The organism is Hydrogenoanaerobacterium saccharovorans (assembly GCF_016901815.1).
In the GTDB taxonomy this organism is placed as follows: Bacteria; Bacillota; Clostridia; order Oscillospirales; family Ruminococcaceae; genus Avimicrobium; species Avimicrobium caecorum.
Genome location: NZ_JACSNR010000009.1, coordinates 122,549 through 135,341, shown reverse-complemented (window position 1 = coordinate 135,341; position 12,793 = coordinate 122,549). Strand labels below are relative to the sequence as shown.

Genomic DNA, 12,793 nt, shown 5'->3' with positions numbered 1-12,793 from the left:
CGACACTGTGGTCTTATGCGGTATTACCACCCGTTTCCAGGTGCTATCCCCCTCTTGAAGGCAGGTTGCTCACGTGTTACTCACCCGTCCGCCACTAAGAATACAGGTCATCTGCCCGAAGGCTTCAGTCCTGCATTCTCCGTTCGACTTGCATGTGTTAGGCGCGCCGCCAGCGTTCGTCCTGAGCCAGGATCAAACTCTTAATTAAATCGTTTATCCAAACAACCGGCTGCTAAGACCGGTCGCCTAAATAGCTCTCAAACAAACTCGGCTTTCGCTTCGTCTATCTGTTCCTTTGAATTACTCTCAAAGTATTGTTCAAGGGTTCTTACTTACTCGTTAGTTCCTGTTCAATTTTCAAGGTTCTTCGCCGTCCTCTCGGGACAGCTTGTTTATTATATCACGCTCAGTTTCGATTGTCAAGCACTTTTTCAAGTTTTTTCAATCTCTTTTTCAGAGCGTTTCCGTCGTTCCCGACGGTTATTTTATGTTACCATACCTTGTCCAGTTTGTCAACAGGTTTTTACAATTTCTTGTCCACTCTTTTTCTGCGCCTCTGGTACTCCCTGTATTTATACCAAATCCAGGCTCCTCCGCCTGTCAGAAGTGCCAGTCCCAGCAGCATCAGCCCCCACTTTCCGGTATCAAGTCCCACCCAGAAGATCAGTCCAGCTACCCCAAAGAAACCGATCCCCAGAATCAGGATCAGTATGATCCGTACTCGCAGCGGCGCCTTCGGGGACGCAGCTGTCTCCGCGGCGCCCTCCAGCAGGACATCCATCACCAGCTCCAACAGATCATCCATACCTCTCACCTCCACTCCCTTATTATATAGGAAATGGAAAAGCCAGTTGTGACGATTCTGTGTCGAACCGGCGGAGAATCGCAAAAGCGAAAATTCCCGCTTGACTATCCACCCGGGATTTGGTATTATATTAGATGCATTCAATATGCGCCCGTAGCTCAGTTGGATAGAGCGTCAGACTCCGACTCTGAAGGTCGTGCGTTCGAGCCGCATCGGGCGTACCAATCCCGTCATGGTTTCCATGGCGGGATTTTTTTGCGTCAAAGCAATAAGCGGCAAAACCGTCCAGAACCGCTTCCCTCACAAACGCTTTTTATTTATTACAGGATGGTCGTTTGTATTTACAGAACCAAGAGACAGATCGCAAAAAGGCACTCCGGATTTTTCGAGGGTGCTTTTTGAATTTGTGCCGCAGGCGGCACACCGCAGCTCTTCACTTTTCACTTTTCATTCTTCACTTGCTCCCAAACGCCCCCTCCCTTTTATTATAATTGATCTTATAAAAGAAGGAGCTTCCCCATGGTAAGGGAAGCTCCGTTTTTTTGTTTCTGCGGCAAACCTGTTGCAAAGCGGGTCGATTTCCTTGCAGGGTCTGCCTTACTCAGCGGCTTCTGCCGAGGGAGTTGCCACGAGGAAGCACATGTCGTTCACAGCGTCCTCGCCCTCGAAGAAGTTATAGAAGGTGAAGTTGTAATAGAACCGCTCGGCTCCATAGATGCCGTAACCGTCCTGACAGTGATCGGTGGTGTCATAGGAATCTGCCACGATGATCACATCGTCCTGAGTGGTTTCGGTGCCCATGGTGTCATAGCCGATGATGGTCTGCCAGTGACCGCCCCAGTCGTTCCAGCCCACAATAATGGGAGTATCATTCGCCAGGGTCTCCTGAATGAACTCGAGGGTGAATTCCTCATAGACATTCTCACAGTCCAGAGTGCTGTACAGGTCGTAGCCGCCTACGCCCTCAAATACCTCGATGAGCTGCTGGAGGCTGGTAGCCTCGGGAGTCAGTCCATTGGAACGGAACTGGGCCAGAGTTTCCTCATTGTAGTCGCCCAGAGTGCCATACCAATCCATTACCATCAGGGCAGAGGTCACACCGCAGCTCCACTCACTGGTCTGCTGCTGGGTGCGGAAATGCTCCAGAATGGTCAGGGTATCGGTATCGGTCATGTTGTAGAAGTCCGGGTGAGCAAAATAAATGCTGTCGGCATGGTCGCCGGCACGCTCTACGCTGTCAGCGCCGTCCTCCTCCGAGAGATCCACAGTATGAGGGATCTTCATCTCATCGGTGAACGCAGCCGAAGCTGTGGTCTGGTTTTCCTCCCCGGACTGGGAAGAAGAGTTGTTGTTGCCGGTGCTGCTGCAGCCAGCCAGCATCAGGCAGAGTGTCAGTGTCAATACAATCAGTTTTTTCATCAAATCGTTCAGCCTTTCATAAAAAAATCAATTGTACCTGTAAACAACAAACCTCGTTTCGAAACGCTGTTCCCGCTATGGGAAAGCGTCTTTTGCGTTTTGTATTATTTATTATTTTGGGAAGAAACTCCCCGCATTTTATTTATCCAAATTCCGGTTCTGATTTGAGCTTTCTTAGTAACTTGTCTGCTTGCGGCAAACCCCACCACAGGGCCGCCCTGGACAAAACGCTCTACTCTTTGGGCTCTCAAGCTGTTTTATACAAGTACGGCGGGGCAATGCCCCACATAACCCACAGACCCTCAGGTCTGCGCTATAAAATTTGCGAGCCCGCATTCGGGCTCCACTTGAGATTCTGGCAATCGACCCGACCCTCCTTTTTTGCCAAGGGATATTATAGCAAATATTCCGGATTTTGCAAGATTTTTCCGTATATTTCCCGCAGATATTTGATATAGAGCCGGTTTTGCTCATCAATACGCCATTTTAGCGCAGGTTTTCTTTCAGTGACACAGTCACAGTCATGAACATATTCTTTTGGTATAATATCCTCAAAAGCCGGGAACACTCTTCCCGGAGACAAGAGAAATGAGTATAAATCAAGGAGGTCAAAACGATGATGAACGCCCATGTAGCCAACCTGCTCAATGAGCAGATCAACAAGGAATTCTATTCCGCCTATCTGTATCTGGACTTTGCCAACTACTTTGAGCGCACCGGACTGGCCGGCTTTGCGAATTATTTCAAGGTGCAGGCCCAGGAGGAACGGGACCATGCCATGATGTTCTATCAGTACCTGCAGGATAACGATCAGCTGGTGACCCTGGAGGGCATTGCCCGTCCCGAGAGCCGTCTGGACGACATGATGGCACCTCTGCGCCAGGCTCTGGAGCATGAGGAATTTGTAACTGCTTCCATCAATACCATCTATGCCGCGGCATCTGAGGTCAACGACTACCGTACCCTGCGCTTCCTGGACTGGTTCATTGACGAACAGGCCGAGGAGGAAAAGAGTGCCCGGGATCTCATTGCCAAGGTGGAGCAGTTTGCCAGCGATGCCCGCGGCGGACTCTACCTGCTGGATCAGGAACTGGCAGCCCGTGTCTACACCGCACCGGTTCAGGCATAAAACCTTTCTTTCCTTTCCATCGCTTTCAGAAAAGACCTCCGGTTCTGCCGGGGGTCTTTTTCGCTTCTCGCCAGAGTCGGGCATATTTCTCGCTTTTCTCCCGCTATACTGGAGCCAGTACCGCCTTTTCGGCGCTGACTTTATCGGAAAAGGAGTCCTTTTCATGCAGAAATCTCCCGGCAGCCGGGCGCTCTGGCGTTCCGGCCTGTTTTCCCTCTGTGCCGGCGCACTCATCTCCCTGGTGCTGCTCCGGTTCCTGAGCCAGCTGGATCAGCCCGACCTCACCCCGGAGGACCTCCGCCGTTCCGGTGCTGCCCTGGCCCTGCAGATCCTCTCGATCAGCGCGGCTGCCATCGGCTTTGTCACCTACACTTCCCTGCGCACCCGCAGCAGTCTGGAACAGGCCCTCACCGCCCTCACCGAATCCTGCCGCATCTTCCGCAGTGCCGCCCGGGCAGCCGGTGCCATGGTATTCTGCCGCAAGGCGCCGGGACGGGAGCTGATCTCTCCCCAGAGCCGGGAGGAGATCGCCGCCTCGGACAGTCCTGCCCTGCCGGCGGATTTTCTCCGGTGGCTGGAGGAGACCCCCTGTGAGCCCGGGGAGATCACCTCCGAGCTGTTCCCGAATCCCGGCGGCGGCCCCGATCTGGAGGTGACGGTGCTGGCCCCGGAGGAATCCCCGGAGGAACGCATCGGCTGTGTCATGGCTGCCCGTGTCCCCGCCGGTTCAGAACAGACTGTCTGACCCCAACAAAAAAAGACCGCCGGAATTTTCCGACGGTCTTTTGCTTTTATACTCAGCCCTGAGCGGGATTGCTCCGGTCCTCGGGGGCATAGCCCATGATGGAGATACGCCGGCGCAGCCAGCCGCCCTGGAGATAGTAGGCGGCAAAGATCAGCGAAGTGGCACCCCAGCTGATGGGGAAGATCATGACGATGGTGTCGAAGCCCGGGAACATGGGAACCACCAGGAATACCCAGAGCATACGCAGCAGACAGATGCCGCTGGCGGAGATGATCATCGGCCAGAAGGAATCGCCGGTGCCGCGCACAGCGCCCGAGAGCACTTCCACGCTCACATAGGTGAAGTAGAACGGAATGGTGAGCTGTACCGTGCGCATACCGATATTCAGCACATTTTCCGAAGTGGTGAACCAGCTCAGCAGGGTATGGGCGAAGGTCAGCAGCACCGCGCTGCACAATCCGGCAATGGCAAAGCCCATGAGCAGGCCGATCCGTACACTCCGGCGCACCCGGCGGTATTTCTGGGCGCCGAAGTTCTGTCCCACAAAGGTGGTGACCGAAATACCCAAGGCACCCATGATCATCCAGAACAGACCGTCCACCTTGCCGTAAGCGGTCCAGGCGGCAACGGTATCGGTTCCAAAGGAATTGATGCTGGACTGGATAATGATATTGGCGATGGTGAACATATTGCTCTGGAGGGCAGCGGGCAGGCCCACACGCAGAACCCGGCGGGTGCTGTAATCGGTGAAGCCGATCTCACTGCGGTGCACGCTGAATACACTGGTGCTGCGCATGAGCATGAGCATTACCAGCACACAGGATACCACCTGCGAAATAACGGTGGCGGTGGCAACGCCCAGTACTCCCATGCCGAAGCCCATGACGAACAGCACATCCAGGACGATATTGGTCAGACAGGCGATGATGAGGAAGTAGAGCGGACGCTTGGTATCGCCCACAGCCCGGAGGATACCCGATCCTATATTATAGAGGAAAGAGGGCACCATGCCCAGGGCATAGACCCGGAGATAGAGGGCGGCATCGGGAATGACATCAGAGGGAGTCCCCATTGCACGAAGGGCAGGTTCCGCGCCGAGAAGCGTGATCACCATGGCGATCAGGCCGCCGGCAATGGCGATGGCAACCGAGGTGTGGACAGTCTTGCGGACGCCGTCGAAGTCCCGGGCGCCGTAGCACTGGGCAATAATTACTGTGGTGCCGGACGCCACGCCCACAAACAGGTTGACAAACAGGCCGATGAGGATACCGGTGGAGCCGCCTACGGCAGCCAGAGCCACAGTGCCCACATAGTTGCCCACAACCACAGCGTCGGCCGTGTTATAGAGCTGCTGGAAAAAGGTGCCCAGCAGGATGGGGAAGAAGAAAGCCAGCAGCGGGCGGAGGATTCCGCCTTCGGTGATCTGGTTCTGGGAAGTCATCTCATTGCTCATGTGAATCGTACCTCTCCTCGGCAGTAATACTGAAAAAATGGCGCAAAAAAAGAAAGGCCGCAAAACAGCCTCTTCTCACTTTTGAGATTGGGCACCCGGACAGTCCGTCTGCCAGATGCGGATCACTACCCATGTTATAACAGGTTTATCGGGGAAACGCAATGGGTTTTCAGCGGATTTTTACCCAAAACATCAGTTTCGTGACAACATACAAAAAACCCCGGATCTGCCCGGGGTTTCTTTGCGTTGTTTGTCTTTATCCTGATAAAATCCGGGCTCAGAACTGGGCGGACTGTTCCTGACAGAAGTCCAGAAAACGCTCCAGGGGCGCATAATCGCTCCGGCCCCGGCGCACTGCCACCGAGATCTCCCGGGTTTCGGCAAAGCCCTCCACCGGGATCTCCCGCAGGGTGCCTGCCGCCAGTTCCTCCCGCATCAGCACCGGCGAGAGCACCGATACTCCCATGCCCGCCTTCACCGCCTGCACCACTGTGTGCAGATTGGTGCAGGACCACTTGATCCGTGGGGTCAGGCCGTACTGTCCCAGGAACGCCGCCAGACGCAGCCGGGGCATGCTGCCCTCCTCCCGCATGATGAAGTCGCACTCTGCCAGCTGCCGGGCTGTCACCGGCGCCGGACACTGGGCCAGGGGATAGAACGGCGCCGCCGCCACCGACAGCTCCTCCCGCAGGAAAGGACGCAGCTGGATCTCCCCGCTGCGCCCGGCGGCATCCAGCAGGGCAGCGTCCAGCTCCCCGCTGAGCAGACGGCTCTCCAGTACCGAGGAATTATCCACCAGCACCTCCACCCGCACCTCCGGGTTCTGTCCCTCAAACGTCCGGACCAGCGGCACCAGCAGCTGTTCCGCCAGGATCACCGTCGCCCCGATGCGCAGCAGCTTCTGTCCCGCCTGCTGCTTCATGCTCTGTTCCATCCGCTCATAGACGCCCAGCAGTTCCCGGGCATGGCCCAGCAGTTCCTGTCCCGCCAGGGTGATCATCAGCCGCCGCCCGTACCGCTCGAACAGCAGGCAGCCATAGTGCTCCTCCAGTTCCTTCACCGCCTGGGTGATGGTGGGCTGGGAGAGATAGAGCTTCTGGGCGGCAGCGTGCATGGTGCCGCAGTCCACCACCGCCGCAAAGATCCGCAGGTGCCGGATGGTCATGCTCTCCCCTCCTGTTCCAGCCGCTCCCGGAGGGCGATGAGGTTTTCGCAGAGCTCTGTATCCGGGGCAAATTCCTCCGGCAGGGTGGCGCCGGTGGTCAGGGCAATGAAACCGCACCCCGCAGCCCGGGCCGCCGCCTCATCGGTGAGGCTGTCCCCGATATAGAGCACCTGTTCCGGCGGAAGGCGCAGACTCCGGGCCGCCAGCAGAATCCCGTCCGGGGCAGGCTTGGGAACGGCGTCCTGGGCGCTCACCAGCACCGCCGGGCTGATCCCCGCCCGCTCCAGAATGGCGGCGATCCGGGGACGGTTTTTGTTGGTGACTACCCCGGCGGCGATCCCCTGGGTTTCCAGCCAGTCAAACAGCTCCCGGGCGCCGGGATAGAGCACCGCCGAATCCACCATGACCTCCTCGGCCTTTTCATTGAAGAGCCGGCTGAACTCCGCCTGTCCCGCAGGGTCGGTGCTGCCGGTGAGGGCGGTGAAACTCCGCTCCAGGGTCATGCCGATGGTGCGGCGGATCTCCCCTTCCGGCGGCTGGGACAGTCCCATCTGTTCCAGGGCATACCGGGTGCTTGCCACGATGCCCCGTTCGGTGTCCCCGAGGGTGTAGTCAAAGTCAAAGAGCACTGCGCTCCATCTTCCGGTCATGTGTTTTCTCCTTTCAGCCAGAGGGAACCGAAGTCCCCCTGGGTTTCGTCCTTTTTCTCCGAGTCGAGGATAAAGGCAAAATAATCCCCCATGCCGTCGGGCAGTTCATTCCAGAGGGCATACCCCGGCAGTGCCGCCAGCTCCTCCTGGTAGTCCACCGTCCGTCCGGTGAAGTACCGCAGATTGAATTCCCCGGCTGCCTCGAGCATCAGCTCCCGGTCCGCCTCGGAAACGCCCATGGCATCGAGCTTCTCGCCCATGGTGCGCATGCTGTTCTCCCGGAAGTAGTTCCGGCTGTATGTCCCGAAGTCCAGCAGGTCGGGACTGGTGAGCCCCGCCTGCCGGGCATAACCCGCTGCGTCCAGTTCCCGGATCTGATAGCTGGCGTTCCGCTCCGGGTCGATCTCCACCACGCCGATGTGGTTTTCGGCAATGGAGAGCGCTGAGGTGGTCACCTCATGGAGGCCGTCAAACTCCCCGATATGCTGGATATGGATATGCCCCGAGAGGTTGAGGTTCACGCCGTGATCCGCCATCAGTTCCCGGACAGTCATGGCATTGCCGAAGGTGTACCCGAAGGGGAACCGGGCATTGTGCCGCACCAGATTCTGATGGCTGAAGGTGAGCACAGCCTTGCCCTCCTCTTCTGCCTGGGTGAGCACCTTGTCCAGCCAGGCCAGGGTTTCATCGTCCACCCAGCCGCTGTGGGAATCGGTGTTGCCGTCAATGGCGATGATCCAGAGATCCTCCGCCGGCTCCCAGACATAGCTCATCGACACGGTATCCCGCAGCAGACTGTCCTCCCAGCCATAGGCCCGGTAGATCTCCCGGAACTCCTGAGCTGTGACCGTTTCGGTGGGTTCCGCCGTATTGCCGGTATAGCGGTAGGCCATGCCGTTGTTCACATCGTGGTTGCCGGGCAGGGTCAGCACCGGCACGCCGGCGGCTTCGATCTCCTCAAACAGCCCCGCCACCGTTTCATGGCTGAGCTTTTCCCCGTTGAAGGTGAGATCCCCCGCTGCCAGCAGCACATCGGGACGCTCCTCCTCGGGCAGGGAGGTGATCTGCCATACCAGCGCCTGTCCGATCTCCTGGGAATAATGGGCGGTCTTGCCGTCTCCCCGGGCGATCATGGTGAGAAATTCCGGGCTGTAATCTGTAAGCTCCTCCGAGAGCAGGTGCAGATCGCTCACAAACCAGACGGTCAGCTCACTGCCCGCCGGCTTCACATCGGCATTGGGGGTGAAGGTCTCGCCGGTACAGCCGGTGAGGAACAGGGTCAGCAGCAGGCAGCCCAGTGCCGCCAGCCGCCTCATGCCTTTGCCTCCGGCAGGATCTGCCGCCCATCCAGCACCGCCTGGACCAGATGGTCCCCCTCATACCGCAGTTTGAGCGAGAAGAAGGGACAGTCGGTCTCCAGCAGCCGCAGGAAGATGCGGTCCCCTTCCCAGAGGGTCAGTTCCAGCAGCCGCCCCCGGCGAATCCACTCCAGATCCCCCTCGTCGCAGTCCTTGATCTCCCCGGAGAAGTCCTCCGAGTCAAAGAGGTGCATATATTCGGTGCCGTACTCGTCCGATACAAAGGTGACGATCCCCCGGTACCGCCAGCTGTGCAGGGTGAGTCCGGTCTCCTCCAGCACCTCCCGGCAGAGACAGTCCTCGGGGCTCTCCCCGGCTTCGAACTTGCCGCCGATGCCGATCCATTTATCCTTGTTGAGGTCGCCCTCCTTCTTCACCCGGTGGAGCATGAGGTATTCCTCGCCCCGCTTGAGATAACAGAGGGTGGTGTTGATGCCATTCATGGTATTCCTCCTCTTTTCCGCATTCTATATTGATAATACCGAATTTATCCGGGCTTGTAAATAGGATTTCTGTATCAGTCCCCCGGCTTTCCCCGGGAAATAAAAAAGCACGGAACCACTGCTGATTCCGTGCTTCTCTTGTGATAGTAGGGGATTTACCAGTCGAACCACTCGGTGACCGGAATGCCCAGTTCCCGGGCAAAGGCTTCGGTACCGCCCACACCCGCCTCATCGCAGAGATGCGCCACCTCATGGGCATCCGAATTGATGAGCCAGGTGAGCTTGTACTGCCGGGAGAGCTCCCACACCCGGCGGTCGGGATAGGCGCGCTTATCCCGGTAGCCGTTGGCGTTGATCTCCACCGGAATGCCCAGCTCCTCGCAGACAGCAAAGATGCGTCCCATCTGCTCCAGGGCAAAATCTGCCGAGCCGGTATAGCCGCAGAACGGCACATCGGGATGGGCCAGGAAGGTGAACAGCCCGGTACGCAGTCCCTCAATGACCTCGTCGGCATACTGCTTCATCTCCGCTTCCCCCTTGCGGGCGAAGTTGTCGGCAGTGCGGTCCTTGTTGGTATGGTGGCCCAGGATCAGCAGTTTATAGCCGTACTGATCCCGGAACATCTTGTAGTTTTCCAGGGAGAAGGGATAGTATTCGCACTCAAATCCCTTGATGACATGGATCTGATCCTGATATTTCTCGATCAGCCGGTCCAGCTCGGCGTTGTAGGCAGGGAATTCCTCCCACTGCATCCGGCGGGGGTCAAAGTTCTGGCTGTGGGGCACATGCTCGGTGATTGCCACAGCTCTCAGCCCCTTGCGCACCGCCTCCTGGATGTAGTCCTCGATCTCTCCGGTGGCATGGCGGCACCAGCGGGTATGAGTATGATAGTTGGCGATCATCGGGTCATCTCCTCATACAGCTTCATCATCTCCAGCGGGTGGTCACTCTCGATGAGGTCCACGCCCAGCTCAATGGCTGCCTTCATGCGCTCGGGGGTGTTGACGATGGAGCCGTCCACATAGTAGCCGGCCTCATGCAGGCTGCGGACGATCTCGGGGCTCAGGGAGTCCAGGTACACCAGATAGATGATGGCGTCCATCTCCCGCATGAGCTTCACCGGGTCAGCCGGGATAAAGGGCACGATCAGGCCGATGGGAGTACGGGGCTCCATATCCTTGATCATGCGCAGGGTGCGGAAATCGGTACTGAATACAAAGCACATATCAAAGAAGTCATACTTCCGCAGCACTTCCACCATCTGACAGGCGATCTCCGGCATGAAGTCGTACATATCCAGTGCCCGGCTCTTGAGCTCGAAGGCGATAGCCTGATGGTTTTCCTTGCACCAGGCCACCGACTCATCCAGGGTATCGATCTCAAAGGCAGCCCGGAGCTCTGCCAGGGTGTAATCCCGGATGCGTCCGGTGAGGCTGGTGCGCTCGCTGAGTTCATAATCGTGATAGATCACAGCCACATCGTCCTTGGTGAGCTGGATATCGATCTCGATATGGCTGATGCCGCTGCCCAGGATCTGCTTGTAGTTTTCGATGGTGTTCTCCCGGACTTCCGAAAGATGGCCCCGGTGCCCGCCGATCATCAGCTTCCTGCCGTGATCTGCCTTGAGCTGTTCCAGAAATGTCATGCTTGGTCCCTCCCTGTTCAGATCAGCAGATTGACTCCGCTTTCCCTGTCAAAGATATTATAGTCCTCATGCAGCTTCAGATACACGCTGCCGCCCTGACGGCGCAGCTCCCGCAGCTGCTCATAGCTGCCCTCGAAGTTGGCGGGAATGGTCACACGCACCAGGGCGTCGTCCAGATCGCCGGAGATCATGATGTCCTTGCCCAGGTTCTCCACCAGCGACAGGTGCAGTTCCATGGTCTCCTCAGCGGGAGCCAGCAGCACATTCATCTGATGGCTGCGCACGCCGATCACCACGGCCTGTCCGGCCTTGCCGGCGAGCTTTTCCGCCATGGCTGCGGGTGCCTTGACCCGGAAGCTGCCGCCCCGCAGCCAGAGGGTGCCGTCCTCTTCCTCCACCGAAGCATCGATGAAGTTCATGGGCGGGTTGCCCATGAAGTGGGCTACAAACAGGTTGGCGGGCTTGTGGTAGAGCATCTCAGGGGTATCGAACTGCTGGATGCGTCCGTTATCCAGGATGGCAATCTTGTCTGCCATTGCCATGGCCTCCTCCTGGTCGTGGGTTACGATGATGGAGGTAACGCCCAGATCCTGCTGGATGCGGCGGATCTCGTCCCGGATCTCGATCTTCAGACGGGCATCCAGGTTGGACATGGGCTCGTCCAGCAGCAGGACCTGCGGCTCCTTGACCAGCGCGCGGGCCATGGAAACACGCTGCTGCTGACCGCCCGAGAGTTCACCGGGCATACGGTCAAGCAGGTGCTCGATCTGGAGCTTCCGGGCCATCTGACGGGCCTTTTCATGGCGTTCGGCCTTGGGCATGCCCTTCTGCTTGAGCGAGAAGGCGATGTTGTCGATGACCTTCATGTGGGGATAGAGGGCATAGGACTGGAACACCATGCCGATGTTGCGGTCCTTGGGCGCCAGATTGGTGACATCCCGGTCATCGAAGTAGATGGAGCCGCTGGTGGGTTCCAGCAGGCCGGCAATACAGTTGAGGGTTGTGGTCTTGCCGCAGCCGGACGGGCCGAGCAGGGCAATGAAGCTGCCCTCATCAAAGGTGAGATTGATGCTGTCCAGAGCGACAACACCCTTATCAAACTCCTTGCGGAGATTTTCAATACGGATCATATACCTTTACCTCCAGAAATGGTTCCCTGCATGAGCTGACGCTGCGAAATGAAGAAGAAGATCAGCACCGGCAGCATATAGACCATCGCCATCGCCGCGAATACGCCATAGTCAGCGATCATCTGGTCGTTCCGGGAGAGAACGCGCAGATAGGTGGCAAGCACAGGGGTTTTGGTGTTGAAGATCAGGACATTGAACAGCAGGTAGTTGGACCAGGCGCTCATGAAGGCAAAAATGCTGATGGAAGCAAGGCCGGGTTTTACCATGTGGATAATGACCTGGAAGAAGGCGGTCAGACGGTTGCAGCCGTCCACCAGAGCGGAGTTTTCAATATCCTGGGGAATCCCCGCGAAGAAGTTGCGGATAATGAAGGTACTGCCGGGCAGACGCAGGGCAATCGCCACAACGATGACACCGGTGAGGGTGTTGAGGATGCCCAGGTGCAGCAGGACATACAGCACGCCGATGAGCAGCAGCACACCGGGGAAGAGCCGCAGGGTGAGCAGCGAGAAGGAGATCACCCGCTTGCCGGTGAATTCCATCCGGGCCAGGGCATAGCCTGCCATGCAGCTGATGGTCACTTCCAGGGTGGTGGCAATGGCGGTGAAGATCACGGTATTGCGGAAGGCTTTGCCGATGGGCTCCACGGTATACTGGCTGAGCTGGATGGGCTGATAGAGGAACTGGAAGTTCTGCAGGGTCAGCTCACCGGTGCTGTCCAGAATAAAGGCGTTGGCAAAGAAGGAAAAGTAGATGAACAGAACCGGGATGCACAAGAGGATCATCACCAGTACCGCAATGGTTTCATTGCGGCGTTCATACTTGGGTCTCTGGGAATATTTCATATCGAA

14 protein-coding genes, 1 tRNA gene and 1 rRNA gene are annotated in these 12,793 nt (G+C 57.5%); 4 read left to right on the top strand and 12 right to left on the bottom strand.

Translation table 11 applies throughout. The features are described from left to right. Positions 1-208: ribosomal RNA gene (locus H9X81_RS09965) — 16S ribosomal RNA — on the bottom strand; the annotation flags it as partial. Positions 209-523: 315 nt separating this feature from the next. Next, complete coding sequence (locus H9X81_RS09960) at positions 524-805, bottom strand: hypothetical protein (RefSeq protein ID WP_204721632.1); 282 nt, start codon at positions 803-805, stop codon at positions 524-526. A gap of 147 nt (positions 806-952) precedes the next feature. Here H9X81_RS09960 and H9X81_RS09955 point away from each other — a divergent pair. Together H9X81_RS09955 and H9X81_RS09950 are read left to right on the top strand one after the other, a co-directional pair. Then, positions 953-1,029 (top strand) — tRNA-Arg (locus H9X81_RS09955). Continuing rightward, complete coding sequence (locus H9X81_RS09950) at positions 1,002-1,331, top strand: hypothetical protein (protein WP_204721630.1); 330 nt, start codon at positions 1,002-1,004, stop codon at positions 1,329-1,331. Before H9X81_RS09955 ends, H9X81_RS09950 begins: the two co-directional genes overlap by 28 nt. Before the next feature lie 71 nt (positions 1,332-1,402). On the opposite strand, the gene H9X81_RS09945 is transcribed toward H9X81_RS09950, so the two are convergent. Beyond that, positions 1,403-2,224, bottom strand: a complete 822-nt coding sequence (locus H9X81_RS09945) for a papain-like cysteine protease family protein (protein WP_204721627.1) — start codon at positions 2,222-2,224, stop codon at positions 1,403-1,405. Positions 2,225-2,840: 616 nt separating this feature from the next. Here H9X81_RS09945 and H9X81_RS09940 point away from each other — a divergent pair. Together H9X81_RS09940 and H9X81_RS09935 are read left to right on the top strand one after the other, a co-directional pair. After that, positions 2,841-3,353 carry a ferritin gene (locus tag H9X81_RS09940; protein WP_204721625.1) on the top strand — a complete coding sequence of 171 codons (513 nt, stop codon included), beginning with the start codon at positions 2,841-2,843 and terminating at the stop codon, positions 3,351-3,353. A gap of 163 nt (positions 3,354-3,516) precedes the next feature. Next, on the top strand, positions 3,517-4,098 hold the full coding sequence (locus H9X81_RS09935) for a hypothetical protein (RefSeq protein WP_204721623.1): 582 nt from the start codon (positions 3,517-3,519) through the stop codon (positions 4,096-4,098). A 52-nt stretch (positions 4,099-4,150) separates the two neighbouring features. Here H9X81_RS09935 and H9X81_RS09930 read toward each other — a convergent pair whose 3' ends face one another. The 9 genes from H9X81_RS09930 to H9X81_RS09890 all read right to left on the bottom strand — a co-directional run bounded on the left by H9X81_RS09930 (position 4,151) and on the right by H9X81_RS09890 (position 12,787). Next, on the bottom strand, positions 4,151-5,551 hold the full coding sequence (locus H9X81_RS09930; RefSeq protein WP_204721621.1) for an MATE family efflux transporter: 1,401 nt from the start codon (positions 5,549-5,551) through the stop codon (positions 4,151-4,153). A gap of 277 nt (positions 5,552-5,828) precedes the next feature. Beyond that, on the bottom strand, positions 5,829-6,716 hold the full coding sequence (locus H9X81_RS09925) for a LysR family transcriptional regulator (RefSeq protein ID WP_204721619.1): 888 nt from the start codon (positions 6,714-6,716) through the stop codon (positions 5,829-5,831). After that, positions 6,713-7,366, bottom strand: coding sequence for an HAD family hydrolase (locus H9X81_RS09920; RefSeq protein WP_204721617.1), 654 nt, complete (start codon positions 7,364-7,366; stop codon positions 6,713-6,715). Before H9X81_RS09920 ends, H9X81_RS09925 begins: the two co-directional genes overlap by 4 nt. Further along, positions 7,363-8,682, bottom strand: a complete 1,320-nt coding sequence (locus H9X81_RS09915; protein ID WP_204721615.1) for a metallophosphoesterase — start codon at positions 8,680-8,682, stop codon at positions 7,363-7,365. Before H9X81_RS09915 ends, H9X81_RS09920 begins: the two co-directional genes overlap by 4 nt. Continuing rightward, entirely contained in the window at positions 8,679-9,167 is a 489-nt protein-coding gene (locus tag H9X81_RS09910; protein WP_204721613.1) for an NUDIX hydrolase, read from the bottom strand. Before H9X81_RS09910 ends, H9X81_RS09915 begins: the two co-directional genes overlap by 4 nt. 155 nt (positions 9,168-9,322) lie before the next feature. Beyond that, positions 9,323-10,069: a histidinol-phosphatase HisJ family protein gene (locus H9X81_RS09905; RefSeq protein ID WP_204721611.1), complete on the bottom strand. Its 747-nt coding sequence runs from the start codon at positions 10,067-10,069 to the stop codon at positions 9,323-9,325. Further along, entirely contained in the window at positions 10,066-10,812 is a 747-nt protein-coding gene (locus H9X81_RS09900) for a glycerophosphodiester phosphodiesterase (RefSeq protein WP_204721609.1), read from the bottom strand. Before H9X81_RS09900 ends, H9X81_RS09905 begins: the two co-directional genes overlap by 4 nt. Before the next feature lie 17 nt (positions 10,813-10,829). After that, positions 10,830-11,942 carry an ABC transporter ATP-binding protein gene (locus H9X81_RS09895; RefSeq protein WP_204721607.1) on the bottom strand — a complete coding sequence of 371 codons (1,113 nt, stop codon included), beginning with the start codon at positions 11,940-11,942 and terminating at the stop codon, positions 10,830-10,832. After that, on the bottom strand, positions 11,939-12,787 hold the full coding sequence (locus tag H9X81_RS09890) for a carbohydrate ABC transporter permease (protein ID WP_177503747.1): 849 nt from the start codon (positions 12,785-12,787) through the stop codon (positions 11,939-11,941). The genes H9X81_RS09895 and H9X81_RS09890 overlap by 4 nt, the downstream gene beginning before the upstream one ends. Positions 12,788-12,793: the final 6 nt, after the last annotated feature.